Origin of the sequence: Mycobacterium ahvazicum (assembly GCF_900176255.2) — a bacterium.
In the GTDB taxonomy this organism is placed as follows: Bacteria; Actinomycetota; Actinomycetes; order Mycobacteriales; family Mycobacteriaceae; genus Mycobacterium; species Mycobacterium ahvazicum.
In genome coordinates, this window is sequence record NZ_FXEG02000006.1 from 325,868 (window position 1) to 352,859 (window position 26,992).

The window sequence follows — 26,992 nt, forward strand, 5'->3', positions numbered from 1 at the left end:
CACCGATGCCCTACGTTATCGGCAAGTCGTGCATCGACGTGATGGATCGTTCCTGCATCGAGGAATGCCCCGTCGACTGCATCTACGAAGGCGAGCGCAAGCTCTACATTAACCCGCTCGAATGCATTGATTGCGGAAACTGCGAACCCGTATGTCCCGTGCAAGCCATCAGCCAGGATCGACGCGTGCCCGAAGATCAGCAGCAATTCATCGGTGACGCACTGAGGTTCTTTATCGACCCCCTGCCGGGCCGAGACGAAAACCTCGGTGCCCCAGGCGGATCGGTGACCACCGGACCGATCGGCGTCGACACCGAATTCGTGCAGGGCTATGCCAAGCCCGCCTGAGCCGATGACACTTATCGACGCGCACATGCACATTCCGCGGCTGTCGACAGTCAAGCCGGCGTGGGCGGACTGGGCAAATCGATTCGGCACACCGGGCTGGCGCGATATGTTCGACGGCGACGGCGATCCCATCCCGATGCGTATCGATGCCTTGCTCGACTTCGAGGGCGTCGACCGGGCGCTGTTGTTTTGTGAATACAGCCCGCGTGCGACCGGAATCCAAACCATCGACGACAATTTGGCCATCCGCGATCACAATCCGGATCGATTCCGGTTGGTCGCCAACGTCAACCCGCACCTTCATCATCCCATCGGGGAAGAACTCGAGCGCCAGCTCAACCTCGGGGCAGTGGCGCTCAAACTGCATCCGGTTCACGGTGCGTTCTTCCCAGCCGATCCCGAGGTGCGACCCGTCTATCACATCTGCGCCGAACGAGGCATACCGGTGATCGTGCACTCTGGGGTATCCAGCTTCCCCGGGGCGCGTTCAAGTTGTGGCGATCCGCAGCTGCTACTCGACGTCATCGAGGACTTCCCAGAAATCAACTTTGTCTTCGCGCACGGTGGGCGCGGCTGGTGGTACGAAACCGCGGCGTTCCTGGCATTGGCCAAATCGAATGTGTGGCTGGATCTTTCAGGACTTCCGCCACGCAAGTTGCCCGACTACTACGCCCACTTCGACCTGGTTCGGCTGGCTGGCAAATGGATCTTCGGCACCGACTGGCCAGGCGTCCCCGGCATCAGAAAAAACGCCGCCGCACTGGCTCAGATCGGGCTGCCCGATGCCGTGCTGCAAGGCGTCTACGGTGGCAACGCCGCGAAAGTTTTCGCCGGTCTGGACATCTAACCAAACTCGCGGAACAAGAAAGGCGCAATCACTCATGGTCCAGACAATCGGCGTCATCGGCGCCGGAACGATGGGTATCGGCATCGCATACGTGTTCGCGGCTAGCGGCAGCCACGTCACTATTGTGGAGCCCGATCCCGAGCGGGCACAGGGAGCCCGTACCGCACTCATCGACCAAGCTGCAGCCGCACACGCGCGCGGAAAACTCAACCTCGCCGCCCGGGAAGCCTTAGGTGAACGCCTACGCTTTGTTCTCACGATCGCCGAGCTTCCCGACGCACTGGATCTCGCGGTCGAGGCCGTCCCCGAACGCGTCGATCTTAAACGACTCGTCCTCGCCGAGGCCGAAAAACACCGACCAGCGCTGCTGGCCACCAACACCAGCGGCATCACCATCGGCGAGTTAGCTGGCGCCCTAAACCACCCCCAATACTTCCTCGGACTGCACTTCTTCAATCCCGTCTGGTCGATGCCACTCGTCGAGATCGTGCGCGGCCGCCACACCCACGACACGACCGTGACCGCCGCCGAGAAGGCCGTGACACAGATCGGCAAAGAGCGCATCGTCGTGGCCGACACGCCCGGCTTCGCCACCAGTCGCCTAGGCGTCGCGATCGGGCTCGAAGCCATGCGCATGTTCGAAGACGGCGTCGCGAGCGCCGAAGACATCGACCGCGCAATGGAACTGGGCTACCGGCATCCGATGGGGCCAATAAAGCTCACCGACCTGGTCGGCCTCGATGTGCGGCTCGACATCGCCACCAATCTGGCCGACGCCTATGGCCCACGGTTCGATCCGCCCCAGATTCTGCGCGACAAAGTCGCCGCCGGCGAGCTCGGTCGCAAAACCGGCCGCGGGTTCTACAACTGGTGAGCGCGCACCGACGTGGCGCGCAACGCAGACAACGCCGTATCGACTGATAGCCCCGCAAATCCCCGCGAAGACAAGGAGTCCCATGAGCACGCCGCTGCAAAGCTTCCTCCTCGGTCGCTGGCACACCCCCGGTGACGACGGCCGCCCCCTATACGACCCCACCACCGGCGCCGAGATCGCCCGCATCGCCACCGAGCCGCTGGGCGGTGGGGACACTCTCGACTACGCGCGCACCGTCGGCGCGCCCGCGCTGAGCAAGCTCGACTTCACCACCCGGGCGGCGATCCTCAAAGACCTCGGCAAGTACCTCAGCAAGCACGCCGAAGAGTTCTATGCCCTGTCAACCAGAACCGGTGCAACGAAACGTGATTCGGCGGTCGACATCGATGGCGGCATCGCAGTACTCTTCGTCTACGCCAGCAAGTCCAACCGGGAGCTGCCCCCTGCCGGTCCACTGCTCGACGGCGACACCGAATGGATAGGCAAGTCTAAAACATTTGGAGTACAACATATTTACACCCCGCTCCCGGGGGCGGCGGTGCAGATCAACGCCTTCAACTTCCCGGTGTGGGGCATGCTGGAAAAGTTCGCTCCCGCATTCATAGCCGGGGTTCCCAGTGTCGTCAAGCCTGCCTCCCAAACCGCGTATCTCACCGAGCTCGTCGTGCGACGCATCGTCGAATCCAACCTGCTCCCCGAGGGGGCGCTGCAACTCGTCTGCGCGCCCCCGGGTGATCTGATTGACCATCTGAGCGGACAGGACCTGCTTTCAGTCACGGGCTCAGCCGCCACCGCCGCCACGCTGCGCGCCCATCCGGCGGTGGTGCGCAACGCCGTGCGTTTCAACGCCGAAGCCGACTCACTGAACTGCTCCATCCTGGGCCACGACGCGGTACCCGCCGCACCCGAGTTCGACCTCTACATCGAGCAACTCGTCACAGAAATGACGGTGAAAGCCGGCCAAAAATGCACCGCCATCCGCCGTGCGCTGGTCCCGCACCGTCTGCTTGAGCCCGTCACCGAGGCGCTGCGCGAACGCCTAGCAACCGTCCGTGTCGGCAACCCCGCCCGCGACGATGTCGACATGGGCCCAGTGGTCAGCCAGGCGCAGCGCGACGACGTTCGGCGCGCAGTCAGCACCCTGGCTGACGAATGTGAACTCGTCCACGGCCTTCCCGGCATCGTCGATGTAGTCGATGCCGACGCCGAGCGCGGCGCGTTTGTCTCGCCGCTGCTGCTGCGCTGCACCGACCCGGATGCGCGCGCACCCCACGAGGTCGAGGCCTTTGGTCCCGTCACCACCCTCATCCCGTATGGCACGACTGCGCACGCGATCGAACTGGCCGCCCGCGGTGCGGGCAGCCTAGCCGGATCACTGGTCAGCCACGACCTCAACTTCGTCCGCGACGTCGCGCTTGGCGTAGCACCATGGCACGGTCGGCTGCTGGTGCTCAACCGCGACGACGCCGCCGAATCCACCGGCCACGGGTCGCCGCTGCCGCACACCGTGCACGGCGGTCCGGGCCGCGCCGGCGGCGGCGAGGAGCTGGGCGGCATCCGCGCCGTGCTGCATCATATGCAGCGCACCGCGATTCAGGGGCCGCCAGCATTGCTGGACCGTCTAACCCCCGACCCAGCGCCATGACGCGAAGCGGTTACTCGGTTGTGATTTGGATGTTTGGCCGGCAACTGGCAACGATTTCGATCTCCCGAGGAGGGAAACTCCACTGCAATGACATCGAGCGCAGGCGAAAACCTCACGCAGACAACGGCATCAATTCAACTCGGCGACGGGCTGGAAGTCTCGTCCATCGGTGTCGGCACGATGGGTCTGTCTCCCGGAGTCTATGGCGACGCCACCGCTGACGACGCGTTACGGCTAATCCGGTCGGCGATCGATCGTGGGGCGACCTTCATCGACACCGCGGACGCCTACGGTCGCGGCGAGGGGGAGCGGCTAGTCGGGCGTGCGGTAGCTGGTCAACGAGAGCGAGTCACGCTGGCAACCAAGTTTGGCTATGTGGCTCCCCAGCAGGGGCGGCCGGTTGACGTCGGCTACCGGATGAAGCTGTTTGTCGACGCCAGTCCGCGGCATGTGGCGGCGGCGATCGATGCCAGCCTGCGCCGACTTGCAGTCGATCACGTCGACCTTTGTTACCGGCACTTTCCCGACCCCGCAGTGCCCGTTGAGGAGACAGTGGGCGCAATGGCTCAACAAGTGACCGCCGGCAAAGTGCGCCACCTCGGATTGAGCAACGTCACCGCAGAGCAGCTGCGTCGCGCACACACCGTGCACCCCATCGCCGCGGTGCACTGCGAATACTCGCTGTGGAACCGCAGCCCAGAACGCGACCTCGTCCAGGCCTGCCGCGACACCAGGACCGGCACCGTCGCATGGGGCCCCCTCGGATCTAGGTTCCTCACCGACACAGGGTTTCTCGACGGCCAGATCACCGTGGTACCGACGACCGATTTTCGCTCCCGCAACGACCGCTTCAATGCAGACAACCTTGGCCGCAACGCGCAGCGATTCGCTGCGCTCGCCGAACTAGCGCAGTCGGTGGGCTGCTCGAGCGCTCAGCTCGCTTTGGCATGGCTGATCCAGCGCGGCTGGGTGCCCATCCCCGGCACTCGTAATCTCGATCACCTGACCGAGAACCTGGTCGCGGCTCGCATCGCTGTCCCCGAACGCATCACGACGATCATCGACGAACGCTTCGGGCCCAATTCGGCAGTTGGGGCACCGTTTCATGAACCGTCGCCATAGGACCCCAACCACCCCGACGCCAGGAGGCAAAGTATGAACTCACCCGTGCACTATCAACTCGACGGCGCCATCGCGACCATCACGTTGGACCGGGCCGCCGACCGCAATGCCGTCGACCTCGCGGTGTGCGATGCCATGTATGCCGCACTAGAGCAATTTGAAGCCGAACCGCGGGCGCGGGTCGCCATCTTGACCGGCACCGGCCCCGTCTTCTGTGCCGGCGCTGACCTGAAGGCATTCACCACTGGTGATGGCCCGAAGATCGCCGCACACCGAGGCGGATTCGGCGGCTTTGTCCGCTATCGCCGCTCCAAGCCGGTAATCGCGGCGATCAATGGACACGCGCTGGCGGGCGGTCTGGAGTTAGTCCTAGCCTGTGAGCTGGCAGTGGCATCGAACCGCGCCCTGTTCGGCCTCCCCGAGGTGACAGTGGGACTCATGGCTGGAGGCGGCGGAGCGATCCGGCTGCCAACCGAGCTACCGCCCAAGATCGCGTTCCGAATGCTGTTGACCGGCAAGCCGATCAACGCCACAGATGCACTTCAGTACGGTCTGATCAATCAAATGGTCGATCCCGACGAGGTGCTGCCGTCAGCACTAGAACTGGCCAACGAGATCGCCGCCGCCGCGCCGCTGGCCGTGGCCGCATCACTACGGGTTGCACGCATCGCGCTCGCATTGCGCGACGAAGCCAATGCCTGGTCCATCAGCGACGACAAGATGGAAGCCATCTTTGACACCGAGGATGCCCGGGAGGGCATGCGTGCATTCGTGGACAAACGCCCACCGCAGTGGGGATCGGGGTAAGGCAGGCCATGTTGGTGTCTCGCAATACATCCGGATGCCATCGCGCCAACCGGACGTTTAACCCAAACCATTGTACTACAAAACCCTGGCGACCTACAATTAGATGTAGCAAATTGTCGGGTGCCAGTGAGACAGGAAGGGCTTGTGACAGCCGTAGGGGTTTTCGGTGCGCGGCCCGGGCATCCAAGCCCAGAGCGGCCAGGCAAGGTCGGTTGACTCAGATGTCCGTACGGCGGGTAGAGGGGTCGCAGAGACACATTGACCCACATCCAGAACTCACCGTGATCACCCGCACTGACCATCTGAGGGTTTCTTGATGGACTCCACGTCACCGGTGCCATCACCACACGAGGCGTTCAACGCGGCCGCTTACCTCGTGGATCGACACCTGCCAGAGGGCCGCGGTTCCTCTACGGCGGTGGTTACGTCGAGGCGCACCCTCACCTATGACGATCTTGCCGAAGCGGTTCATCGGGTGGCGGGCGGTTTACGACGGCTGGGTGTGCGCCCCGAAGAGCGGGTCATGCTGTGTATGGCAGACGGTATCGAACTACTCACGGGCATCCTGGGAACCATGTATCTGGGTGCCGTACCGGCACCGGTGTCGACGATGTTGACCGGCGCTGAGCTCGGCAAGCTACTCGCAGACTCGCGCGCAAAGGTACTCTGCGCCTCTACGGAATTCGCTCCAGCGGCGTCAGCGGCTGTCGGGTCCGCGCCTGAAGTCACTGATGTGGTGTTCGATGGAGTGACACCCAATAATCCGCTGGGCGTTGCTGTGCACCTGTGGGATGCGCTGGCGAACGCGGAGCCGATTCCGACGCCATACCAGACGTGGGAAGACTCGCCGGCGTTGTGGTTGTATACCTCGGGTACGACGGGAACGCCGAAGGCCGCGATGCATCGCCACCGTAGCGTCAGGTTGGTGGCCGAAAACTATGGAGTTGAAATCCTCGGTATTCAGCCTGAGGACCGCTGCCTGTCGGTGGCAAAACTGTTCTTCGCGTACGGAATCGGCAATACGTGCTTTTTTCCGCTGTCCGTCGGGGCAACAACGATTCTCGAGCGAGAGCGACCAACCCCGGCCACCATCGCCGAACGTATCCGCACCACGCAGCCGACGTTGTTCTTTGCTGTGCCGACCTTCTACGCGTCTATGCTGGCCACCACGCTTCCCGCCAACACATTCTCCAGTGTGCGCCTGGGCATTTCGGCGGGTGAAGCGCTACCCGCAGAACTTTATGAGCGCATCCGTCACCGATTTGGCGTTGAAGTTTTGGACGGGATCGGATCGACGGAGGCGCTGCACATCTTCTTGTCGAACCGACCGGGCGAGGTTGTCCCGGGCTCATCGGGTGTACCTGTGCCCGGTTACGAAGTCCAGCTGCGCGACGACGATGGTGTTGTGATTGCAGCACCCGAGCAGCCGGGCACTCTATACATTCGGGGATCCTCTATCGCCTCGGGATATTGGTGTCGCGCCGAGACGACGCGTCAAGTGTTCCAAGGAGATTGGCTTCGAACCGGCGACGCTTATGTTCAAAACCGTGACGGCTCTTACAGCTGTTTAGGGCGCAGTGGCGACATGCTCAAGGCTGGCGGGATCTGGGTGTCGCCCGCCGAGGTCGAGGAGCGGCTGCTGGCGCATCCCAGTGTCGCCGAAGCGGCGGTTGTTGCTGCGCCGGACGCGGCGGGGTTGGAAAAGCCGGTAGCCTGCGTAGTCGCACGAGATGGCCACCATGTGGATACCGACGAGCTCATTGCTTGGTGCCGCGAAGAGCTCGCGGCTTTCAAACGTCCACGGGCAGTGGTGGTGGTGCACGAATTCCCTAGGACTCCGACCGGCAAGATTCGCCGCAACCTCCTGCGCGAACACGTCGCTGATGTCCTACGACACGGCGCAGTATCGGCGTAGCGGACCGAGCGATACAACTTCTTAGCAACTGTCGTCGCCGTGACAGCGCCGCGGGGATGCAGGCAACGGCCGCACCGATATCTCACCACGTCCGTTGAGGTACTGGTGAATCCTGGGGCCCAACGCGGCCCGCGGATTCCGGACTGTCGCCGCTGCTTTCAATGCTTGGCCCAACCCGTTGACTGGTCGCATTGATCAACCGATCGGGCTCACGCCGAGGGCACCGCCGAACCTAGAACGAGATCACCCGCTACGCTCATACCAGGGGCTACGCCAGCTCACTACCGGGGTGTAACACAGTGTGACTTGTCGCACCTGCGTCCACGACATGTTTCTACCAGGCCGTTTCGTCATCCAAGCTAAAACGCATGCTCGGCGGCTCGTAACGCGGGTATCTGACTGAGGAAGTGCGGCGCGCAGGGTCGCGTAGTGGTCCCAAGGCGATATGTGTTGCACGGCACATCAGGTGCGATTCCTGATGACTCTGTTACTGCGGCGGTGGCTGATAGCCCCCAGCGGAGTTGCGCAACTGCCAAATTTGGGACGGGCACAAGAGGTTGACCGCATAGGAGATTAGATAATTGGCCGCGAACTCGTCGTTGGGTGTGACGGCACTTTTCACAGCAGTCATCACTTGCGCATAGTTGTCGCCTCGACTGACCCTGTCGCAGATCTCGTGGCCGTAGCCAATCGCGTCACCGTTGGGAAAGTTGTAGTGTCGGCGCACCGCAACGTTGTACATATACTCGACTTCAGGCACCGGGGCGGCGCCGCTACGCGGTGCGGTGATGAGCAGCGTCCCCGCGCTCATCCCGGCAGCAACAACGATGGTGAGTGCCGCTGACCTCCGGCGCATCATGGCTGATGACTGATGTCCCGTGGCGGCTCGTCTGCACGACGTGGCACCGGCTCGCTTGCTTGTAGGCTCCCAGAACGCCAACAGTCGTGCGTGCCAACGGATGTAGACAAGGGATGAGCCCGCCTTGGCTTTCTGGTATTTGAGCATAAGGCCCCCTGTGACGTGGCGTCGGCACATCTCAACCGATTCCGATCCGCTACGCGGCGGCGAGTTGTGTTTGTAGCTGGTCGACAAGTTGTCGAAGTGTATGGGAGTTGGAGGCGCCGCCATAGGTGTACCCGTCAGGCCGGATGAGCAGCGCCGTAACTGCATTGTGCGACAGCCAATCTGTCAGGCGCACATCGGCACCGAGGTAATGGCTCGGTTGGCCGGGATCTAGAGCGATGACGTGGGTGCCGATCGCTTGCAGAAACTCAGTGCGTTTCGAGCCGAGGGTGCGGGGGGCTGGTTCGCTGGTGGTTGTGATGAGGAGAAAACCCGGGCTGAAGAGCTCGTCGCTCAAGCAGGGGCCGTCTTGGGTTTGCAGGCGAGGTTGTATCGCGTACATTCCGGCGATGCTGTCTTCGGTTGAACTGCTGCGGATTCCGTACGAGATTGCTGGAAGGGATGGTGTTGGTGGAACTGCACCAGCTCGTAGTGCGGCATCACGCTGGGCTGCCTGTGCGGGATCGAGAGTGCAGCTGTGCTGGCCCATGAGCAACGATTGTTGGATTGCAGCGTCATTGAGCGGCTTTCTCTCTACGGTGTAGCTATCGAGAAGTGCGGGTGCGGCGAGGCGCCGCAGCACCAGGTCGAGTTTCCACGCGAGATTGGCGACATCAGCAATGCCTGAACACATCCCTCTGCCCATGAACGGCGGCATGAGATGCGCTGAGTCACCAGCCAGCAGTATGCGGTTGTCCCGCAGGGTATTTGCGCTCAGCGAGCGAAACTGATAGACGGCGTGGCGGACCAGTGTTGCGTTAGCGGGCGTGGCGTAGGATTGGAGTAGTTGCCAGACACGTGGCTCGGTGAAGTCGCCGGCGTGTTCTCCATCGAGCAGCATGAACTCCCACCGTCGATGCGTGCGTCCGTTGGCGATCATGGCGCTGGGTCGTTTGGGGTCGCACATCTGCGCCAGCCGCGGAAGCGACTTGAACGTGGATGGGTCATCGGGTCGGATGTCGACAACTAACCAGTTCTCGCTGAATCCGAAATCGTCGAGCGAGATTGTCGATGATGAGCGCACGACGGAATTAGCACCGTCAGCGCCAATTACCCAGCGTGCGTTGACGGTACGAGATTTCTGGGTCGGCCCGGATTCGGTTGAGATCGTTGGCAATAAAGTGAGCTGGACAGAGTCGGCGAATTGCACGATACGTTGGACCTGCCAGCCGCGGTCGACTCTGACAGACGGGTGCCGGCGCACGGCTAGATCCAGTGCCCGCTCGATCGTAGGTTGGTAGAAAAGGTAGGCCGCGGCCCATCCCGAGGGGTGTGGTGTGGTGAAGTCGATCTCTAGCGCGGGTTCGCCGTCCGCGCCGAACCATAGATATCGATCGACGGGCAGGGTTTCGCTATCGATGTCAGCATCCATACCGAGTCGGTGAAAGATGCGGCGGACTTCTCCGTCGAATCCGACCGCTCGGGGCAACGGGTAAGGCTCGAGATGGCGCTCGATGACCAAGACGCGGTGACCGTACTGGCCGAGTAGGGCTGCGGCGGTTTGGCCGACGGGGCCGTAACCGACGATAGCGACATCGACGTCAATGTCGGCTGGCCGAATCGTTGTCATGGTATGGGGTCCTGTCTAGTTGGTCGGTACAACGCGGGCCGGAGTATCTCTGTGTTATTGCGGCGGCATCGCGGGTGGTGGGTACACCCCGCGCAGGATCCACGGAAACCAGTTGATGCCGAATTCGAGTTCGTCGCTGGCGTCGTAGTCGGGGCTGGGATCTAGTGGAACGTCTTCAGGAATGACAACGGCTGCCTGCGGCCCAGTTTGCTGTCGGGCGGGGACGGGGTGAGGCGGTTCCTTCGGTTGGCCGTAGACGGCTACCAGAACAGTGCGATCGGGGCTGTTTTCCGACCACACACCGATTTGTGTGTGGCTGCAATCTGACATGATCGCCAAGTAGGCAGGGTTGTGATACCACTGATTGATCAACTCGATTCCGCTGATCGCAAGGGCGGGGTTGATCGCCACCGTTTCGGCCACGTTGCCGTGAAAACCGGCGGCGTTGGCGCGGTCTTGTGCCGTGGATCCATCAGAACCATTGTCGCCGTCGAGGTTTCGATTGGTCAGAACGTCGTGGGTGTGGCGTTGGGCGGCGAGCTGCAGTTGCGGGTTGATCCTGATGTCGTTGGTGCAGCCAGCCTGATGCTGAACGGTGTAGACGTTGGCGACCACACTATCGTTGAGGCGTTTGTTGTTGGGTATCAGCGTATTGTTGTCGCCGTCGGCGTGGGCGGCGGGAGCGATCAGTATCGCGGCGGCAGCCGAGACGCTCAGGCTGGCCCGGGTCAGTAGGTGGTATCGCATGATTGGGTTCCTTTCGGCTGGACATCAGCGACGGCGGGTGGCGAGCAGCGTTGCTAAGACATTGGGACAGGTGATTTGCGGTCGGCGCTGGTCGTTAGCCACCGGATAGACCAGCTGCGTGCAGAGCCGGCGTCGCGTTGTGGCACAGCGGGTTTGCTGAGAACGAGGATGTGACAGCAGGGTTCAAGGCGGCTGGGGCGTTGCGGAAGTCGCGGCGCTGCGCCGAAGCTTGAGGGGGCCCTCAGCGTTGAAATCGGACGAGTATTCCGACGACCTGAGGTCGGCGACCGCATCGGGGTTAGCGGTGTCGCTGTGCCGTCTGGAATTCGCATTTGAGATCAGACCGGGTCGAAGCCGGAGATCAGCCACGTTCCGGCGAGGTTATCAAGGCTCACTCGCACAGCCGAAGCGGTTTGGCTGGGTGCGCCGTTGCCGACCGTGACGGTCTGGTTCACGAATACCAAGACAACGGCATGCTGCGCGCTTGCCGATACGGATGCGGCCGCCGGGACAGTGGCTTGGGCGGTGATCTGTCGCTGTTGAGCGGCCGGGATGACCACGTCGTGGGTGAGTGAGGTGTATGAGTCGCGGAACTGACCGGTGAGGCGATCACGTGCGTCATTGAGTTGCTTGTCAACGGTATCGGGCCGATACGACAGCAATGCTGCGGTGGCATCGCGGGCTTTCTGTACGCTTTGGATTGCCGCGGTATCCGCTTGGTGGGCCGAGGAGATCTGCCACCGCGCGAATGCGGCCGTCAACGTCGATAGCAGCGCGATGGCTGGCAGTAGTGCGAAGACTGCGATACGAATCCAACGACGCGGTTGTCCGGAAGCCGGCGAGGCGTCGTCGGGCAACGTTGTTGCTTCCGAATCCGGGCCCGTGGCATCGGAGTTAGTTGTGTCGTCGAGGCCGGTGGCTGTTTCGTCCGTACAGTCGGCCATATCGTCGGCAGGTTCGGTGTGGTTGCGGGTGATTGCCATGGCGTGCTGTGTCTTTCAGATCGGATACGAGTGATCAGCTGGGTCGTGGATGAGCTGCTTTGCTAGGGAACAAATTCGACGTTGGCGACCTTGGCGTCGTTACCGATTTTTCGCACTACAATGCGCATCCGCCACGCTCGGGACGATTGGTCGGGGGATCCGGAGTTGGTGGTTTTGACGCTGACGGCGACGAGAACTTGTGCGTCATCAGGGGTTTCGGATTCAATACCAGCTTCGGTAACGCTGCCGACAGACTTGGATTTGGCTTGTTTGACTACGTCGATAAAGGGTTGTGCACGTTTGGAGAAGTCGTCGTAGAAGGTTCCGGTTGCTGAGGCCACGATGCGTTGGACATCAGTGTCGGCTTGTTGCCAGTCGATGGTGGTGAGGTTGAGCGCGGCTTGTTTACCGGTTTGTAGGAACAGTTGGCGTTGGCGTTGGTCTTGGTGGGCGTGGTAGGCGCTCAGGGTGAGCCATCCGGCTAGCGTGGCTAGGGCAATTGTGGCGGCGACGACGGTTGCGATGGCCCGGCGTGAAGGTTGAACGCGTTGCCGGATTGTCGCCGACGAAATCTCTTGGGCAGTACTGGTTTCGGTGGTGTCGGCTGCATCGTTCTCAGTGTTGTCGGCGATGGTTTCGCTGTCCTGGTGGTCGCTTTGCGTCGTTGCAGCGACCCCTGGGGCATCGGGGCTTGCGGTGTCGATCGCGGGGGTATCGGTGAGCTGGCGGGTCACCCGGCGGGCGGCGTGAGCAGTGTCTGCCATGTTTTCTCCTGATTTTGCGAATGGGCTAGGTCACCCTGGCGGTAGCGCTTTCCGTCGGGGCCGATGTATTCGCCTGTGGCGGGGTCGTATTCGGCGACGGCCAGCGGAGGCGGTGTGTTGGCCGGCGGTGTTGGCGGGTTGGATTGCGCGGTGGGCGCCGCGGGAATACGCGGTTGGGGAACGGGTTGCCCGGACAGCGTGGCGTTGGGGTCGCCTTTCCAGTTCGTGCCGTCGTTGAGCGGGACGTAGTTCTCCTCGCTTTCACACATTTGCACGGTGGGTGCGCGTTTCCCGGGTTTGGTTTCACACGGGGTGTTGCGGACACCGCGCACATTGAAGGGGGCGTCTTGGGGGATTCGGCAGTACAGGTCGCCGTCTGGGCGGTTGGGGTAGTCTTCGTAGCTTTGGACTCGAACTTGTTGGGGCGGAAGGAATCCGGTGTTACACACGGGCGGGAGGTTGAGGTTGAGGTTGAAGCTGATGTAGGCGCCCTTGTAGGCCTGTTTGGTGTTGCGGTTGGCCGCGGTCAGAGCCTGCATGATTTGGGTGCCTTGGGGTAGCAGGACGAGGAGTTGTTCGATGTTGGGTGCAAAGGTGATGGCTACCTGGTCGAGGCTGACGAGGTTGGCTAAAAGAATCGGCAGGGTCGGCTGGAGCCGTTCGAAGAGCTGGCGGGCTTCGTTGGTGGTGTCGGGACCGGTGCGCAGAATCTGCTTGAGGGATTCGTCGTGGCGACGGAGTTGCTCGGTGATGGTGGCTGCGTGGGCGCTCCACGCGGCGATGGAGTCGGTGCTGTCAGCTTGACTGTTGAGGACCGGTGGAGTTCGGTCGATGAGGGTGGTCAGGTCGGCGAGGTCGCTGTGGGCGGCTGCTGCCAACTGGCTGGAGCCTTTGACGATGCGTGCTAGCTCTGGGCCCAGTCCTTCAAACGCGGTGTAGGACTCATCGATGACGGTGCGCACATTGTCGCCGGGGATGGCTTGCAGACCGCGGTTGGTGGCGTCGAGCAAGGTGTTGATGTCTTCGGGTACCGAAACGTTGCTCGCGGAGATCACCGAGCCGTCGTGCAGGGGTGCCGAGGTGGCGTCTCGTGGCAGCAGAGCGACGAAATTTTCTCCCACGGCCGTTTGGCTGTGCACTTCGGCTCTGAGGTTGGAGGGAATGTGCACCCCGGAGTCCAAGGACAGGTGCGCTTGGACCCCGCGGTCGCTGAGTTCGACGGTTTCGACCCGGCCTACTTCGGTGCCGCGGTAGGTGACGTTAGCGCGCGGGTAGAGTCCTGCGGCTTCGGGCAGTTGCAGTGTGACGTCATAGCGTCCGATGCCGAACAGCATCGCGGGCAGGCCGATGTACTGCACGGTGGTGACGGCGGCGCCGGTGAGGGCGACGACGGTAAAGATGATCAGTTGGATCTTGATCCGTAGCGTTAGTCGCATCAGTCAGCGGCCTTGATCGGAGCGATAAGGGGCGATCAGTGGGTTGCCCGCGGTATAGGGGCTGGGCAGTTGGCCGATGGTGCGTCCCCACTGCAGTTCCAGTTCGGTGAGATTGCCTTCGAATCGGGTGGCGGTGAAAAAGGACGAGTCGAGTCGGCTCAGGGTCAGATCGACGATGAGGGTGACGTTGGCGAAGTCACCCCGGAACCATTTCTGGACGGTTTCCTTGGGCCAGGGGAAGTCGGTGAGGAAGCTCAGTGCGCGTGTCATGGCAGGGCCCGCGTTGGCCAGCGAGTCAAGGACTGGGGCAAGGTCGCGCAGTTCTTTGACGAAGTTGTCTTTGGTTTGGCGGACGGCGTCAGCAGAAAGTGCGCTGAATTTGCTGAAGTGGTCGGCGGCCTCAGCGAGGGTCTGGCGTTGTTGTTTGAGGACCGCCAGCGCGTCGGGGATGGTGCGCAGTGCGTTGTCCAGTACGGGTTTATCGTCGGCAAACTGGCCGACGAGCTTGTTGAGGCTGTCGGTGGCCGCGATGATGTCGCCGGTTTGATCGTTGAGTCTGTTGGTGTAGGTGTCGATCTGGGCAATGAGGTCGCGCAGGTCGTTTTCGCGGCCGGCCAGCGCGGTACTAAACGCTGCGGTGATGTCTTGCAGTTGGCCGATGCCACCGCCATTGAGTAGCAGCGATACCGCTGCCAGGGTTTGTTCGGTGGAGGGGTAGGCGCCAGCCGAAGCGAGCGGGATCAGCGCTCCGTCGCGCAGTTTGCCTTGCGGCGCCACACCTTTGGGGGCTGCCAGTTCGATGTGTAGGGAACCGAGCAGGCTGGTCTGCCCGACGGTGGCCACCGCGTTGGCGGGCAGGTCGACGTCGCCGTTGAGTCGCATGGTTACCAGGGCGTGCCAGCCCTGGCGTTCAATTTTGGAGACAGCGCCCACGGTGACGTCGCCGACGCGCACGCGGGAGTTCTGTTGGATGTTGTTGACGTCGGGCAGTTGGGCTTGGATGGTGAAGGCGCCGGGCCCGTGGCCTTGGGTGCCAGGTAGCGGCAGGGAATTCAATCCATGCCAGCCGCAGCCGGTAAGCGCTGCACCAAGCGCCACAGTCAGCACCGCGAAGAATGCCGCGCGGCCGGTCTGGGTGGTCATGAGCCTCCTTCGGGTGGCATCATCAGGCCCCGCAGCCCGTCGGCGGGATTCGTCGGTTGGGCTTCGGCGGGCAGCGCCTGCGCTGGTGGTGGCGGCTGCGGGGGGGGCGGGGTGGGGGGGGGGTGGGGGGGGGGGGAGTTCGGGGGGGGGGGGGTTTGGCGGGTGGGTTGGGTGCGGGCTGGGGTGGGATGTAGTCAGGGCGCAGCGAGTCTTGGCTGTAGGTGACTTCGTTGGGTCGTGCGATGGGCCCCACAAAGGGATTGAGTCCGATGGGGGGGAAGTTGTATTGCCGGTTTTTGATAATTGGTGCCAGATATTGCACGCAGAGTTTGGCTGCTTGTTCGGCACCCAGGCGCGATGCAGCCTGGATCGCGCCGCACACGAAGGTGATGGGGTTGGCGAATTGGTTGATCGCCAAGGCGCCGGCTAGGGCCGCTTGTGCTGGGTGGTAAATGTTGACGAAGTTCGACAGCGTGGTAGGCGTGACGTGCAGGACTTGTTTGAGGTCATCGAGATGGTTGGTGAGTTCAGTCGTGATCGAGGCGAGCCGATCCGTGGTGGTGCCCAACGCGTCGCGGTGTTCGGCGAGGAAGGTCTTCACATCACCGACCGCGGCACTGAAATCATCGAGGGCTTGGCCGATTTCGTTGGGGTCATTGGCGATCAGGCCGCTGACCTGAGCCAGATTCTTGTTCAGTTGCATCATCTGTTCAGTGCTGTCTTGCAAGGCGCTGGCCAGCATCGCGAGGTTCTTCACGGTGCCGAAGATGTCTGCGCGGTGGTCGCCCAGCGCGGACAGTGTTTGGGACAGTTGGATGACGGTGTCGCGCATGTGGGCGCCTTGTCCGCGCAGGTTGTCGGCGGCGGTGTTGATCAACGAGCCCAGCGTGCTCACGCCGCCGGGTTGTGTCGGCTGCAGGGTGTCGGTCAGCTTTTTCAGTTGCTGACGAAAGTCGTCGTATTCGACGGGGACGGCCGTGCGGTCTCGCGGGATGACCGCGTGGTCGCCCAATAACGGCCCGGCGTGGTAGGCGGGGGTGAGTTGGATCGCGCGGGCGGTAACCAGCGACGGGGACAAAATGACAGCCTTGGCGTCGGCGGGGACGCGGTATTTCGCATCGACCCAAAATGAGATCTTCACCTGCTGGGGTTGAGGGTCGATACGCTCGATCTTGCCGACGGTGACCCCGAGAATGCGTACATCGTCGTTGGCGAAGACGCCGTTGCTGTTGTCGAAGTATGCGGTGAGGTGAGTTCGGGGGTTCGTGGCGGGACGGATGACGATGGTCAGGACTCCGCCAATCAAGGTGAGCGCGAGTACCGTAGCGAGGACGCGCCGCCGAGTCGGCAGCCAGGTGCGGCGGGTCGTGGTCGTTGTCATGGATGGGTCTCTCCCGGTGGCGGATTCGGCGTCGGAGCACTGGGTTGCGGGACCTCGCTGGGTGCGGGCACATAGACCGGCCGGGGTGTCGGCTCGGGGATCGACTGATGGCCGGGCGGTTCAGGTGCGGGAGGCCCTGGCGGCGGCCCGCCGGGTGGGGGTGCGGGTTCGGGCCCCCCACTGCCTGTCCCCTACCCCAGAACAGGACAAGGCGGCGAGCCCAATCGGACCCTGCCCGATGCGATCACCGGAAACCCCGGCAGCGGGCACGGATGATCGCCGGGGTTTCCGGTGATCGCATCGGGCAGGGTCCGATTGGGCTCGCCGCCTTGTCCTGTTCTGGGGTAGGGGACAGGCAGTGGGGGTGTGCCGGGTTGGCCCGTCTGGGGATCGGTGCGCTGGGAGGGCAGTAAGACGTGGGGGTCGAGGCCGAGGTCGGAGAACGCCGCCGAGATGAAGGGCTGAAGGAACTGGCCAGGTAACAGATTGGAGACGTAGGCCTTGAAAAACGGTCCCGAGGACAGGGCTTCACCGAAGGACATCGCGTAGTCACCGAGCAGTTTGAGTGACTGCGTGACTTGCTGTTTGCGGTTGTCGACGATGGCAAGTACATCGTTGAGCTTGTCGAGGGCGGGTTTGAGCTGGGAGCGGTTGTCGGCGATGAAGCCCGAAAGCTGGCGGGATACCGCGGAGATATCACCGGCGAGGTGATCCAGTGCAGCGCTTTGGCTTTGCAGCTGAACGAACAGGGCATTCGCGTCGGCGATCAGCGCCACAACTTGGTCACTGCGTTTGGCCAGCACTGCGGTTGCCTTATGCGCGTCGGCCAGCAGTTGACGTAGCTGCTGGTCCCGTGTGTTGAGGGACTGGGAGAATCGTGCGACTCCTTGCACGGCGCCGGCCAAGTCGTTGGGGGTGTTGCGGAAGGTGTCGGCGAGGGTGGCCAGCGATTGGGAGATCTGGTCGGTGTTAAGGCCGCTGATGGTGGCGGTCAGATCGCCGAGCGCATCGGGCAGCTGGTAGGGCGACGAGGTGCGGTCTAGCGGAATTGGACCGTGTTGTTCACCGGTCCCGCGGGGCGTGACTTCCAGGATCTTGGTTCCCAGAAGACTTTTGGTTTTGATCGCCGCTTCGCTGTCGTCGCCGAGATGTACGTCATCGTTGATGTGGAAAGTGACCAAGACCCGTTCGCCGTCGAGCGCGATGTCGGAGACCTGCCCGGCACGAAACCCTGAGACTTGCACCGCGGCATACGGTGTCAACCCGCCGGCGTCGGCGAAGTAGGCCTGGTAGGTGGTTCCGGTGGTGAAGAACGGCAGTTTGTCGTACTCGAGGGCGGTCCCGACGATCGCTGCCGTCAGCGCTAGACCAAGAGCGCCCACGGCGAGGGGATTGCGCTGGTCGAGTGGTTTCACTGGGGGGTACACCGTCCTGTGGCCTGGCTGGCTACCTTGACATAGACCGGTTGGCCGCCTTTACCGTTGAGTTTGAGTACGAGGTCGCACAGGTAGAAACTGAAGAAGTCACCATAGAGTCCTTGGCGGCCCAACGCTTTATAGGTGTCGGGCAACGTGTTGAGTAGATCGTCGAAGTAGGCGCGGTCGCCATTGACCAGTGAGGCGACCCGGTCGGTCTGGGTTATGACCTGCGTAAAAGGGACGCGCGCCTGGCCGAGCATGTCGGCGACTTGTGCTGCGGCGGCGTCGCCGTAGGCGATGGCATTGGAGATGTCGGTCTTGCGGGCCGCAAGGGTGGACACGATCTGCGCTGTTGCGTCGACAGCCTTGTCGAATTGGGCAGCCTGGCCCGACAGGGATCCCAGGACAACGTTGAGGTTGGTGATGACTTGGCCGATCAGGCGGTCACGATCAGCGAAAGTGGTTGTCAGCGCGCCCGTTTGGGCGAAAAACGAGCTGATTGCGCTGCCTTCCCCTTGGAATGCGGAGATGAGCTGGCCGGACAGCGTGTTGAGCTGATCGGGGTTGATAGCGCGGAACAGGGGACGAAAGCCGCCGATCAGCGCATCGAGGTCGAGTGCGGGCGCGGTGCGCGACAGCGGGATCGTCTGGCCGGGTCGCAGCCGGTGGGTGTCAGATTTGCCTTCCAGCAATGCTACGTAGCGCCCGCCGATCAGATCGTCGTAGCGGATCACGGCTTGGGTTCCGGCGGTGAGGATGACGCTGTTGTCGAGACTGAATGTCACACGCACGGTGGCATCGGGGTTGATTTTGATGTGGCCGACTTTGCCGACTTCGACGCCGGCGATGCGCACAAAGTTCCCTTGTTCGAGCCCCGAGACGTTGCTGAACTCGGCGTCGTAGCTGGCGTTGGAGTTGAATCGAAGTTGACCGAACACGACGACGAGCGCCACGATGCCCAACAGGCACAGTGCACTGAAGATCACCAGACGCCAGGCGGCGCCCCCCAGATTTTCTTTCACCGCATTACCTTTCGCTGCGCAGGAAGGTGTGCTTGTCGTCTCATGGCCCCGGTGCCGCCGGTGGGGATGGGGCTGGCGGTGCGGGCACACCGGGGTACAGCGGCGTGCCGTCGGGCCCGTAGAGCGGCGCACCGTAGGGGGGTGCGCCGGGGTAGGGCATAGGCCCGGGCGCCGGGCCGCCGAAGTAACGGATGCTGGGCGGTTCGGGAGTCCCCCGGGTGACGGGCAGGTAGTTGGCCCAGCCGGGAAACCCGATACCGGGATTGGGCCGGATATCCATCCCGGTGCCCCATCCGGTATCCGTGATCAGCTGTCGGACCGGGAAATCTTTGTCGACGTTGGGTAGCGAGCCGCAACTGGGTTTACCGCCTGGGCCGCCTTTGGCGTTGACGATAGGAAGGTTGTCGGGGTAACGGTAGGGATCTTGACCAAACAGCAGGGCGCTGTCCATCAGCAGGGACCTGCCGTCGTCGCCGCCGGCAGCCCCATAACCGCCGTTGTCGAGGAAGAACTTCGCGCCCACCAGCAGGCAGGTGTAGGTCGGCTGGTATTTGTTGAGCAGCTCGGTGGTGGGCGCCAGCATATTGACTGTGTTGGTCAGGTGCGTGAGGTTGGGAGCCAGCAGCGTGGTGCCCGCCTGCGAGAATCCGATGGTGTTGAGCAGCAACGCATCCAGTGCGTCGGCTTGAGTGGTCACGGTGGCACTGGTGGTCGCGGCGGCATCAAGGGTGGTGATGAGGCGGGGGGCGGCACGGCCATAGGCATCGCTGAACCCTTTCAGGGATTGCCAGTCCCGCCTGAACGTTTCGTAGCGCGGGTTGAGCTCTGCGAGCACCGCATCGGTGTCGGTGATGGCCTGGCCGATGGTGTGGCCCTGGCCGCGAAACGCTTCGGACAGCGCGCCTAGGACGGCGTTCAGTTTGGCGGGGTCGATGGTGTGTAGGAGGTTGGTGAGGTTGTCGAAAACAGTGTTGACCTCGGTGGTCACATTCTGCGATGTCAACACTGCGCCGGCGGCCAATCGACGTGCCTCGGGGTGTTCGGGGTAGACCAGGTCAACGAATTTGGCGCCGAAGGCGCTGGTGACGCGGATTCGGGCACCAATGTTGGCGGGGATGTAGCGCAGCTGACCGCTGTCGATGGCCAATTTCAGTGCGACCGGCTCGTTGCCGCCGACGACGGAGGTAACCTCACCGACCTGGACGCCGCGGAGTTTGACTTTGGCGCCGGTTTCCATGACGAGCCCCGAGCGCGCCGAGGTCAGCGTCACCGGAATCGTGGAGCGGAAGCTCTTATTGAACAATGCGGTGGTCAGCACGACGAACAGCACGAGTACCGCCACGAAGATCAGCACCCACACCCGCGGGTGCAGTTTGAGGAACCGCTCAGAATGCTGCACCGAGCTCACCCCGCCAGAGTGAAGTTTCCGGTGCGGCCATAGACGGCCAGCGAGATCATCAGCAACACGAGCACCGCGACGACTAATGATGTACGCACGGCACGTCCGACGGCCTCGCCGACTCCGGCCGGGCCGCCGGTGGCGTTGAAGCCGTAGTAAGTGTGCACGAGCATGACGACTACCGCCATCACGGCGGCCTGCAGCAGCGACCACAGCAGATCGGTCGGATTCAGAAAGGTACGAAAGTAGTGGTCGTAGACGCCGGTCGACTGGCCGAACAACAGGGCGGTCGACGTGCGCGCGGAGACGAATGCGGCGAACAAGGCGATGCAATACAGCGGGAGGACGACGACGACGCCGGCGACCACGCGAGTCGAAGCCAGGTAGGCCACCGCGCGGATACCCATGACTTCCATCGCATCGATCTCCTCGTTGATGCGCATGGCGCCGAGTTGGGCGGTTGCTCCGGCGCCGATGGTGGCCGCCAGGCCGATGACAGAAGTGAGGGGGATGACGACGCGGCTGTTGAAGAAGGCCGCTAAGAACCCGGTGAGCGCTTCCACCCCGACGCCGGCCAAGGCGTTGTAGCCTTGCACCGTGATGATTGAGCCCGCCGACAGGGTGAGAAACCCGACGATGCCCACGGTGCCGCCGATGACCGCCAAAGCGCCTGTGCCCAAACCCATTTGGGCGACTTGACGCAGCGTCTCAATTCGGTACTCGCGCAGTGCGAAGGCGCTGTAACTCAGGGTGCGTAGGTAAAATACAATCTGGTAGGCGAATTGGTCGAAGCGCCCCAGCGCCCGCCGGATAAAATGTTGGGTTCGCGGAATCTGTTGCCGCGCAACAACACTCATCGCGTCGCCTTAACGCCGACGGCGGTGGTGACCAAGTTGATCACGAACAGTGACATGAACGCGTAGACAACCGTCTCGTTCACCGCGTTGCCCACTCCGGCCGGGCCCCCGCCCACCGAGATCCCTTTGTAGCAGGCGATCATGCTGGCAGCCAGACCGAATAATCCGGCCTTGATGAGTGCGATGAACAACTCGGGCAACCCGGTCAGCACCGTCATGCCCGCGACGAACGCACCCGGAGTGACGTGTTGGATGAACACCGAAAAGATGAACCCGCCGACGATTCCGGTCAGGATGACGACACCGGACAACATCATCGACACCACGGTGGCGGCCAGCACTCGCGGGACCACCAGCCGTTGTAGCGGGTTGATGCCCAGTACCCGCATCGCGTCGAGCTCCTCGCGGATCGTACGGGCACCCAGGTCCGCACACATCGCGGTGGCCCCCGCACCCGCGACCACGAGCACCGTGACAATCGGCCCGATTTGGGTGACCGCGCCTAACGCGGTACCCGACCCGGAAAAGTCGGCGGCTCCGAACTCGATGAGCAACACATTGAGGGTGAAGACCGACAACACCGTGAACGGAATCGACAGCAGCAGCGTCGGAAGGATCGACACACGCGCAACAAACCACGACTGCAGCAGCAGTTCCCGCCGCGCAAAAGGTCGGCGCGGTACTAGCCACAGCGTGGACAGCGCCATGATGAAGAAATCACCCACGGCGCGCATGGGTTTGGTGACTATGCTGGCCACCGTCATTTGGGCGCGCCCGCGATCGAGTGCTGCACCGATGCGCCGTGTGACACCAGGTCGACAATTCCGGCGCTGTGTGTGAGCGCGTTGACGTCGTCGCGCGATCCTGCGCGTCGGGATCCCTGCGCGATGGCGGGGTTGCTTCGTCGCCCGGCGAACACGGCGGTGTGTTCTTGCATTGTCGGGTCGTTCAACGCGGTCCTCTGGCGTCGGTGCGGTTTATTGAACAGATTGGCTGAGTCTAGGGCAGTGGGCAATTCTGTGTACAGGTTTTAGGCCGGTACGTTTTGCGCACGACTGTGACATGCAGGGATGCCGTAAACGGGTAGTTTCTTGGGGGTGTGCCCGGTGGCTTCGCTTGTGAGAGTACATACAGGTTGGTGCGTGAGCTGGTGCGATGAACCGGGGTGTACTGGGTCGTGATGCCGCCGCCCAGCTCCAGGGCGCGCCGCGCCGCGGTGCAGTCGGCCAGTCGGACCCACCGGATGATCGAGCAATCCCGGCTGAACCCCAGATTCGATGACGCTGATGGCCGACGACGGTCCGCGGCACAGGTTTGTCGCGAGCTGTGGGTGCACTCGATCGTGGTCTCAGATCGGTGTTTTACCGCCAGTGGTGGTGTCGTCTGTATGGATGCGTTGCAGGAAGTCGAGCAGGTAACGGTTCACCACGGAGGGTGCTTCTTCTTGGATCCAGTGGTTGAATCCGGGCAGAATTGCCGAAACCTGCAAGTCTGTGACGTATCCGTCCATCACCGAGGGCGGCATGAATCTGAGCACGGGATCGTCGCCGCCCGCAACGAATATCGCGGGGCAGTCGATGGTGGCGCCGTCATATGGCGCGAGTATTTCCCAGTTACGGTCGAAGTTCCGGTACCAGTTGAGCGGCCCGGTGAAGCCGTTGCGCTGTAAGGCGTCGATGTAGACGTGTTGGTCTTCTGCGCTGCGCCAAGGAAAACGCGGCGGAGGTGCTACGGACTGCCAGCCGTGGCGGTCGGTCACCCATCGGCCCGCGATGGCGCGTTCAATGTCGGCGGCGAACGCCGAGTCGGCGGCGCCGGGTTGTTGAAGCCACAGCATGTAGAAGTCGTCGCCCATCAGTTGTCGGAAGAATTCGGTGGGCCGCACTGGTGTACGGGGCACGTAGGGCACCGATAGTGCGGCGACGCCATCGATGCGGTCGGGATGTCGCAATGCGATGGCCCAGCCGACCAGTGCGCCGAAATCGTGACCGACGAGGGTGACGCGACTGGCGCCAAGACTGTCGATGAGATCGATGATATCGCGGGTCAGGTGGGTGATGTCGTAGTCGGCGACCTCGGTCGGCACCGACGAGCCGCCGTAGCCGCGCTGATCTGGCGCCACCGCACGATAGCCAGCAGCGGCCAGGGCGACTAGTTGATGACGCCAGGAGTACCACAGCTCGGGGAAACCGTGCAGAAAAATTACGGTCGGTCCTTCGCCCATTTCGGCGATGTGCATTGATATTTCACTCAAGCGCATGCTGCGATGCCGGACTTGGGCGAGCGCGTTGGCGTCTGCGTTGTTGGGGGGTGTCGCCATGTGTTCGGTGCCTCGTATCGGATCGGGTGGGGCCGTGATAGACGATGACCGGTCGATGGGGTGAGTGTTGCTGGCGTGCATCCAAGCGAGTCGCCGGCTGGGCCCGCCGTAGGGCAGTCGACCAGCTACCGACGCCGCGGGGCTCTCAGTGCCGGTTCCAGCGCGGGGCTTGGCAGATCGAGTGCGGTGGCGGCGGTGGCGTACACGTAACGGTCGGGTCGCACGATGACGAACCGCGCATTACTGCGCGTCATCCATTGCCACAACTGACCTGAAGGATCACCGATCTCGCCGTCGGTGACGACCGATGTCCCTGGACGCACAGTCAGATATCGGGGCTCGAACCGTTGCCACGCCTTAACGAAGCCTTGGGGAAGCTCATCGGCGGTGGCGTTGAGACCCAAGATGGCCCAACCTATTCCAAGCGCTTCATCGATCGGCACCAGATGGACTTCAGGCTCGGCGACAGTGACCGCTTTGATCAGATGACCGACCGTGTTGGTCTTCTTCCGTTTGGCGGGTAGTGCGAGAAATCCTTGCGTGAGGGGAGCCGGGCGCAAGATGGCAACGCTGAGCGCTTTCTCCACGCCCGGGAGTCGTTGCACCAGCCGCAGCACGCCGTCACGCATACGGGCAGCAATGCGATTGGGCGGCATGACGATTCGGCCAATCCGTACCGCCGAGGCCGACATCGCGTCATGGTGTGGCTCTCGTTCGGCCTGATATGTATCGAGTAGCGTGGCGTCGGCGCGCCCTCGCAGGACAGCCTCGATCTTCCACATCAGATTGGCCGCATCGCGGAACGCTCCCGAACATCCTTGCCCGGCGAACGGTGGCATGACATGGGCGGCGTCGCCGACCATCATGACCCGACCCACGCGCCACTGCTGGCACTTGCGCACGTGGAAGGTGTAGTTCCACATTCGGGCGATTTCCACGTCATCGGGCGTGATGCCGTCTTGAGCAAGAATCTGCCAGACGCGTTCGGATGTGAGTAGCTGCTCGGCGTCTTCGTCTTTGTTGATACGCCATTCCCAGCGGTAGTAGCCGCCGGGACATGGGCATCTGACGCCGGGACGCTCAGGCAAACAGACGAACTGGAAGTGTGGTGATCGGTTGAGCGGCCGTTTCACCTTGGCCTGCACATCCATCCATTGCTCTGAATACGAGTCGCCGGCAAAGGTGACGCCGAGTTCTTTGCGCACCACGCTGCTGCCCCCGTCGCACGCAAGCAGGTAGCGAGCGTGCAGCGTCGTGTGCTCATCGGTGCCGACATTGGCCACGCGGAGGCTGACCATATCGTCGGATTGGACCATGTCCTGGTACTCCCAGCCGCACTTGACGGTGACGCTGGGCCAGCGCTGCACACCCTCGCGCAGCACCGCCTCCAGCCAGGGCTGGTGAAAGAAATTGGCTTGCGTCTCAGCGCAATGCTCCGTGGGGATGGGAAGTACAGACAGAAACGGGTTCCCATCGAGGCCGGTGAATTGAATCGTTGTGCCACAGTGCATGGTGGCCGTCGCCGCCTCGTAGAGGCCGAGGTTACGAATGATGCGCAAGGACTCGGCGTCGATCGAGATGGCACGCTGACGTGGGAAGACATCGGCATCGCGTTCCACAACCACGGTGCGCAATCCGAGTTGGCCGGCAAGATTGGCGGCGGTCACTCCGGCCGGGCCGTATCCGACAATCGCGACGTCATACACCTGCTCGTCGGCGTCGGACCCTGTCACGCTCGTCTCTGATGAATCCGACTGCGATCCGTCAAGCACCGTCACAGCACCAAACCATTCCCTGCGACTGCGCTCATGGTCGCTGTCGGCCGCAATCGCAGCAGCGCCGCCAGAAGCGGTGCACACAACAGACTCATCATCGAGCCCCCTTCTTGACCGGAGTTAGCTGGACTGGCGTCGATATCGGCGCACAGCGGTGTGCGCGCCGACCGGCGGCCGCATTGTGCTCGCTGGCTGGTCAGCCCTGCCGAATCGTTGTGCGCAGAAACGCCGGTGCCCCGCAGCACCGCACGTCGTGCGGTGAGCCCGAGCGTCCAACACGCAGTGTGACGCAACTCGGCGACGGGCAGGGGCGTGACGTTTGACACGCACCCGACTATAGACCAACCTGTATACAGGTTTGGAAGGGGATTGGATCCAGACGACCGCCGACCGGCGGGGTAGTGGTCGACATGCACGCCACCTCTCAACACCCCCGCCACCCGTAGCTGGATACAGAAAACTAGGGAATGGAGAGCAACCGCGCTAGTGAGCTGCATGACTATCCAGAAAAGCGTGTCCGGATGACGGTGATACTGTGCGCTTCTGTACGCAGTTTGGGTTTGCGGGTCGCCTGTGTTCGAGCCAAGTCGGTCTGAGATTCGTTGTGAGGTAGAGGAGCAGGAAATCCATGGAACTGGGATATATGGGACTCGAGGTGTCCGACCCGACCGCGTTTGGTGACTACCTCTCGGGTGTGCTCGGCTTGATACCGGGTCGTCCCGCCGGCACGCGGGCATCCACCTGGCGAATGGATGGCAAGGTCCATCGGCTCTTGGTTGCGCCGGGCGCGGCCGATGATGTGAGTTATGCGGGGTTCTTGGTGGCCGACCGCGCAGAGTTCGACGCGACCGTCGCCAGCCTGCGCGATGCCGGTTTCGACCCAATCTCTGGTGCGGGCGAGGAGATAGCCGCACGCGGTGTTGAGGAGATGGTCTACGTAACCGCGCCGTGGGGTGTGCGCGTTGAGATCGCGCGGGGCCTGCAGGACGCCGATGAGCCCTTTGACTCGCCGCTGCAGCCCGGCGGTTTCCTCACCGGCGACCTCGGTATGGGTCACGCAGTTTTCTGGGTCTCCGGTGGGCGCGCTGAGTTCGATGCTGCCGACGCGTTCGCGGTCAAGGCGCTGGGTCTGAAGCTGTCGGATTGGCTGGAGATCGAGATGGGCGGTTTGGCGGTTACCGCGAACTTCTACCATTGCAACGGCAGGCACCATTCGCTGGCGTTCGTGTTCGTGCCGGTGCCGGAATTGCCCAAGAAGCTTGATCACATCATGATCGAGACCGTTTCAATGGACAACGTCGGCAGCGCCTATGACCGCGCGCTGGAGGCCCGTTGCCCCATCGCGCGCGACCTCGGCAAACATCCCAACGACCGGATGTTCAGCTTTTATAGTGCTGGCCCAGGCGGCGTGCAGTTTGAGTTGGGCGCGGGCGCGGTGACCGTTACCGACGACTGGGAGGTCGTCAAATACGACCGGATCAGTGCCTGGGGCCATCACGCGGGGGCCGCGGCCCCCGCGTGATGGCCCCAGCTCTTTTCGGCCGCCTGGGTTGTCGT

Annotated in this window: 23 protein-coding genes and 2 pseudogenes; 8 read left to right on the forward strand and 17 right to left on the reverse strand. The window is 62.7% G+C overall.

Going from position 1 to position 26,992, the window contains the following annotated elements:
* Nucleotides 1-5 precede the first annotated feature (5 nt).
* The 7 genes and pseudogenes from fdxA to MAAFP003_RS28665 all read left to right on the forward strand — a co-directional run bounded on the left by fdxA (nucleotide 6) and on the right by MAAFP003_RS28665 (nucleotide 7,557).
* Nucleotides 6-347 carry a ferredoxin gene (gene fdxA / locus MAAFP003_RS28635; protein ID WP_036473902.1) on the forward strand — a complete coding sequence of 114 codons (342 nt, stop codon included), beginning with the start codon at nucleotides 6-8 and terminating at the stop codon, nucleotides 345-347.
* A 4-nt stretch (nucleotides 348-351) separates the two neighbouring features.
* On the forward strand, nucleotides 352-1,194 hold the full coding sequence (locus MAAFP003_RS28640; RefSeq protein ID WP_084953684.1) for an amidohydrolase family protein: 843 nt from the start codon (nucleotides 352-354) through the stop codon (nucleotides 1,192-1,194).
* Between the two features lie 34 nt (nucleotides 1,195-1,228).
* A complete protein-coding gene (locus MAAFP003_RS28645) occupies nucleotides 1,229-2,068 on the forward strand; it encodes a 3-hydroxyacyl-CoA dehydrogenase family protein (RefSeq protein ID WP_036473907.1) in 840 nt (279 codons plus the stop codon).
* A gap of 82 nt (nucleotides 2,069-2,150) precedes the next feature.
* Nucleotides 2,151-3,683 (forward strand): annotated as a pseudogene (gene paaZ / locus MAAFP003_RS28650) (phenylacetic acid degradation bifunctional protein PaaZ); the annotation flags it as partial.
* A gap of 117 nt (nucleotides 3,684-3,800) precedes the next feature.
* Nucleotides 3,801-4,835 carry an aldo/keto reductase gene (locus MAAFP003_RS28655; RefSeq protein WP_051641709.1) on the forward strand — a complete coding sequence of 345 codons (1,035 nt, stop codon included), beginning with the start codon at nucleotides 3,801-3,803 and terminating at the stop codon, nucleotides 4,833-4,835.
* 33 nt (nucleotides 4,836-4,868) lie between these two features.
* Nucleotides 4,869-5,642, forward strand: coding sequence for an enoyl-CoA hydratase-related protein (locus MAAFP003_RS28660; protein ID WP_036473909.1), 774 nt, complete (start codon nucleotides 4,869-4,871; stop codon nucleotides 5,640-5,642).
* 316 nt (nucleotides 5,643-5,958) lie between these two features.
* The gene (locus MAAFP003_RS28665; protein ID WP_051641710.1) at nucleotides 5,959-7,557 is read left to right on the forward strand and encodes a benzoate-CoA ligase family protein; all 1,599 of its coding nucleotides are present in this window, start codon (nucleotides 5,959-5,961) and stop codon (nucleotides 7,555-7,557) included.
* Between the two features lie 487 nt (nucleotides 7,558-8,044).
* On the opposite strand, the gene MAAFP003_RS28670 is transcribed toward MAAFP003_RS28665, so the two are convergent.
* The 17 genes and pseudogenes from MAAFP003_RS28670 to MAAFP003_RS29345 all read right to left on the reverse strand — a co-directional run bounded on the left by MAAFP003_RS28670 (nucleotide 8,045) and on the right by MAAFP003_RS29345 (nucleotide 25,761).
* Entirely contained in the window at nucleotides 8,045-8,563 is a 519-nt protein-coding gene (locus MAAFP003_RS28670) for a DUF732 domain-containing protein (RefSeq protein WP_232232259.1), read from the reverse strand.
* Nucleotides 8,564-8,612: 49 nt separating this feature from the next.
* Nucleotides 8,613-10,190: a bifunctional 3-(3-hydroxy-phenyl)propionate/3-hydroxycinnamic acid hydroxylase MhpA gene (mhpA, locus tag MAAFP003_RS28675; protein ID WP_051641711.1), complete on the reverse strand. Its 1,578-nt coding sequence runs from the start codon at nucleotides 10,188-10,190 to the stop codon at nucleotides 8,613-8,615.
* Nucleotides 10,191-10,244: 54 nt separating this feature from the next.
* The gene (locus MAAFP003_RS28680) at nucleotides 10,245-10,937 is read right to left on the reverse strand and encodes a CAP domain-containing protein (RefSeq protein WP_036473911.1); all 693 of its coding nucleotides are present in this window, start codon (nucleotides 10,935-10,937) and stop codon (nucleotides 10,245-10,247) included.
* A gap of 338 nt (nucleotides 10,938-11,275) precedes the next feature.
* Entirely contained in the window at nucleotides 11,276-11,920 is a 645-nt protein-coding gene (locus tag MAAFP003_RS28685; RefSeq protein WP_036473917.1) for a hypothetical protein, read from the reverse strand.
* Between the two features lie 62 nt (nucleotides 11,921-11,982).
* Nucleotides 11,983-12,684, reverse strand: a complete 702-nt coding sequence (locus tag MAAFP003_RS28690; protein ID WP_036473919.1) for a hypothetical protein — start codon at nucleotides 12,682-12,684, stop codon at nucleotides 11,983-11,985.
* A complete protein-coding gene (locus MAAFP003_RS28695) occupies nucleotides 12,651-14,120 on the reverse strand; it encodes an MCE family protein (RefSeq protein ID WP_036473920.1) in 1,470 nt (489 codons plus the stop codon). Before MAAFP003_RS28695 ends, MAAFP003_RS28690 begins: the two co-directional genes overlap by 34 nt.
* A gap of 3 nt (nucleotides 14,121-14,123) precedes the next feature.
* Complete coding sequence (locus MAAFP003_RS28700) at nucleotides 14,124-15,263, reverse strand: virulence factor Mce family protein (RefSeq protein ID WP_036473921.1); 1,140 nt, start codon at nucleotides 15,261-15,263, stop codon at nucleotides 14,124-14,126.
* A gap of 22 nt (nucleotides 15,264-15,285) precedes the next feature.
* On the reverse strand, nucleotides 15,286-16,644 hold the full coding sequence (locus MAAFP003_RS28705) for an MCE family protein (protein ID WP_341477120.1): 1,359 nt from the start codon (nucleotides 16,642-16,644) through the stop codon (nucleotides 15,286-15,288).
* A pseudogene (locus MAAFP003_RS30215) lies at nucleotides 16,641-18,059 on the reverse strand (MCE family protein). The gene MAAFP003_RS28705 and the pseudogene MAAFP003_RS30215 overlap by 4 nt, the downstream one beginning before the upstream one ends.
* Nucleotides 18,056-19,084, reverse strand: a complete 1,029-nt coding sequence (locus MAAFP003_RS28715; RefSeq protein WP_036473923.1) for an MCE family protein — start codon at nucleotides 19,082-19,084, stop codon at nucleotides 18,056-18,058. Before MAAFP003_RS28715 ends, MAAFP003_RS30215 begins: the two are co-directional and overlap by 4 nt.
* Before the next feature lie 40 nt (nucleotides 19,085-19,124).
* Nucleotides 19,125-20,483, reverse strand: a complete 1,359-nt coding sequence (locus tag MAAFP003_RS28720; RefSeq protein WP_051641736.1) for an MCE family protein — start codon at nucleotides 20,481-20,483, stop codon at nucleotides 19,125-19,127.
* A gap of 5 nt (nucleotides 20,484-20,488) precedes the next feature.
* A complete protein-coding gene (locus tag MAAFP003_RS28725) occupies nucleotides 20,489-21,340 on the reverse strand; it encodes an ABC transporter permease (RefSeq protein WP_051641712.1) in 852 nt (283 codons plus the stop codon).
* Nucleotides 21,337-22,104, reverse strand: coding sequence for an MlaE family ABC transporter permease (locus tag MAAFP003_RS28730; protein WP_036473925.1), 768 nt, complete (start codon nucleotides 22,102-22,104; stop codon nucleotides 21,337-21,339). Before MAAFP003_RS28730 ends, MAAFP003_RS28725 begins: the two co-directional genes overlap by 4 nt.
* Entirely contained in the window at nucleotides 22,101-22,277 is a 177-nt protein-coding gene (locus MAAFP003_RS29340; RefSeq protein ID WP_156959199.1) for a hypothetical protein, read from the reverse strand. The genes MAAFP003_RS28730 and MAAFP003_RS29340 overlap by 4 nt, the downstream gene beginning before the upstream one ends.
* 411 nt (nucleotides 22,278-22,688) lie before the next feature.
* Nucleotides 22,689-23,660 (reverse strand): alpha/beta fold hydrolase, encoded by a 972-nt coding sequence (locus MAAFP003_RS28735; protein WP_084946583.1) that lies wholly within the window; start codon nucleotides 23,658-23,660, stop codon nucleotides 22,689-22,691.
* Between the two features lie 125 nt (nucleotides 23,661-23,785).
* The gene (locus MAAFP003_RS28740) at nucleotides 23,786-25,438 is read right to left on the reverse strand and encodes a bifunctional 3-(3-hydroxy-phenyl)propionate/3-hydroxycinnamic acid hydroxylase (RefSeq protein WP_165796522.1); all 1,653 of its coding nucleotides are present in this window, start codon (nucleotides 25,436-25,438) and stop codon (nucleotides 23,786-23,788) included.
* Nucleotides 25,435-25,761 (reverse strand): hypothetical protein, encoded by a 327-nt coding sequence (locus tag MAAFP003_RS29345; RefSeq protein ID WP_165796523.1) that lies wholly within the window; start codon nucleotides 25,759-25,761, stop codon nucleotides 25,435-25,437. Before MAAFP003_RS29345 ends, MAAFP003_RS28740 begins: the two co-directional genes overlap by 4 nt.
* Before the next feature lie 317 nt (nucleotides 25,762-26,078).
* Here MAAFP003_RS29345 and MAAFP003_RS28745 point away from each other — a divergent pair, with 317 nt between their 5' ends.
* Nucleotides 26,079-26,957, forward strand: coding sequence for a VOC family protein (locus MAAFP003_RS28745; RefSeq protein WP_423790961.1), 879 nt, complete (start codon nucleotides 26,079-26,081; stop codon nucleotides 26,955-26,957).
* Nucleotides 26,958-26,992 lie beyond the last annotated feature (35 nt).

Excerpts from the sequence above, each read along its gene's own strand:
- MAAFP003_RS28680 (WP_036473911.1), bottom strand. The coding sequence starts at position 10,937 with ATGCGATACCACCTACTGACCCGGGCCAGCCTGAGCGTCTCGGCTGCC.
- fdxA (WP_036473902.1), top strand. The coding sequence starts at position 6 with ATGCCCTACGTTATCGGCAAGTCGTGCATCGACGTGATGGATCGTTCC.
- MAAFP003_RS28695 (WP_036473920.1), bottom strand. The coding sequence starts at position 14,120 with ATGCGACTAACGCTACGGATCAAGATCCAACTGATCATCTTTACCGTC.
- MAAFP003_RS28660 (WP_036473909.1), top strand. The coding sequence starts at position 4,869 with ATGAACTCACCCGTGCACTATCAACTCGACGGCGCCATCGCGACCATC.
- MAAFP003_RS28705 (WP_341477120.1), bottom strand. The coding sequence starts at position 16,644 with ATGACAACGACCACGACCCGCCGCACCTGGCTGCCGACTCGGCGGCGC.
- MAAFP003_RS28690 (WP_036473919.1), bottom strand. The coding sequence starts at position 12,684 with ATGGCAGACACTGCTCACGCCGCCCGCCGGGTGACCCGCCAGCTCACC.
- MAAFP003_RS28700 (WP_036473921.1), bottom strand. The coding sequence starts at position 15,263 with ATGACCACCCAGACCGGCCGCGCGGCATTCTTCGCGGTGCTGACTGTG.
- MAAFP003_RS28735 (WP_084946583.1), bottom strand. The coding sequence starts at position 23,660 with ATGGCGACACCCCCCAACAACGCAGACGCCAACGCGCTCGCCCAAGTC.
- MAAFP003_RS28645 (WP_036473907.1), top strand. The coding sequence starts at position 1,229 with ATGGTCCAGACAATCGGCGTCATCGGCGCCGGAACGATGGGTATCGGC.
- MAAFP003_RS28745 (WP_423790961.1), top strand. The coding sequence starts at position 26,079 with ATGGGACTCGAGGTGTCCGACCCGACCGCGTTTGGTGACTACCTCTCG.
- MAAFP003_RS28670 (WP_232232259.1), bottom strand. The coding sequence starts at position 8,563 with ATGCTCAAATACCAGAAAGCCAAGGCGGGCTCATCCCTTGTCTACATC.
- MAAFP003_RS28685 (WP_036473917.1), bottom strand. The coding sequence starts at position 11,920 with ATGGCAATCACCCGCAACCACACCGAACCTGCCGACGATATGGCCGAC.
- MAAFP003_RS28640 (WP_084953684.1), top strand. The coding sequence starts at position 352 with ATGACACTTATCGACGCGCACATGCACATTCCGCGGCTGTCGACAGTC.
- MAAFP003_RS28730 (WP_036473925.1), bottom strand. The coding sequence starts at position 22,104 with ATGACGGTGGCCAGCATAGTCACCAAACCCATGCGCGCCGTGGGTGAT.
- MAAFP003_RS29340 (WP_156959199.1), bottom strand. The coding sequence starts at position 22,277 with ATGCAAGAACACACCGCCGTGTTCGCCGGGCGACGAAGCAACCCCGCC.
- MAAFP003_RS28725 (WP_051641712.1), bottom strand. The coding sequence starts at position 21,340 with ATGAGTGTTGTTGCGCGGCAACAGATTCCGCGAACCCAACATTTTATC.
- mhpA (WP_051641711.1), bottom strand. The coding sequence starts at position 10,190 with ATGACAACGATTCGGCCAGCCGACATTGACGTCGATGTCGCTATCGTC.
- MAAFP003_RS28665 (WP_051641710.1), top strand. The coding sequence starts at position 5,959 with ATGGACTCCACGTCACCGGTGCCATCACCACACGAGGCGTTCAACGCG.
- MAAFP003_RS28655 (WP_051641709.1), top strand. The coding sequence starts at position 3,801 with ATGACATCGAGCGCAGGCGAAAACCTCACGCAGACAACGGCATCAATT.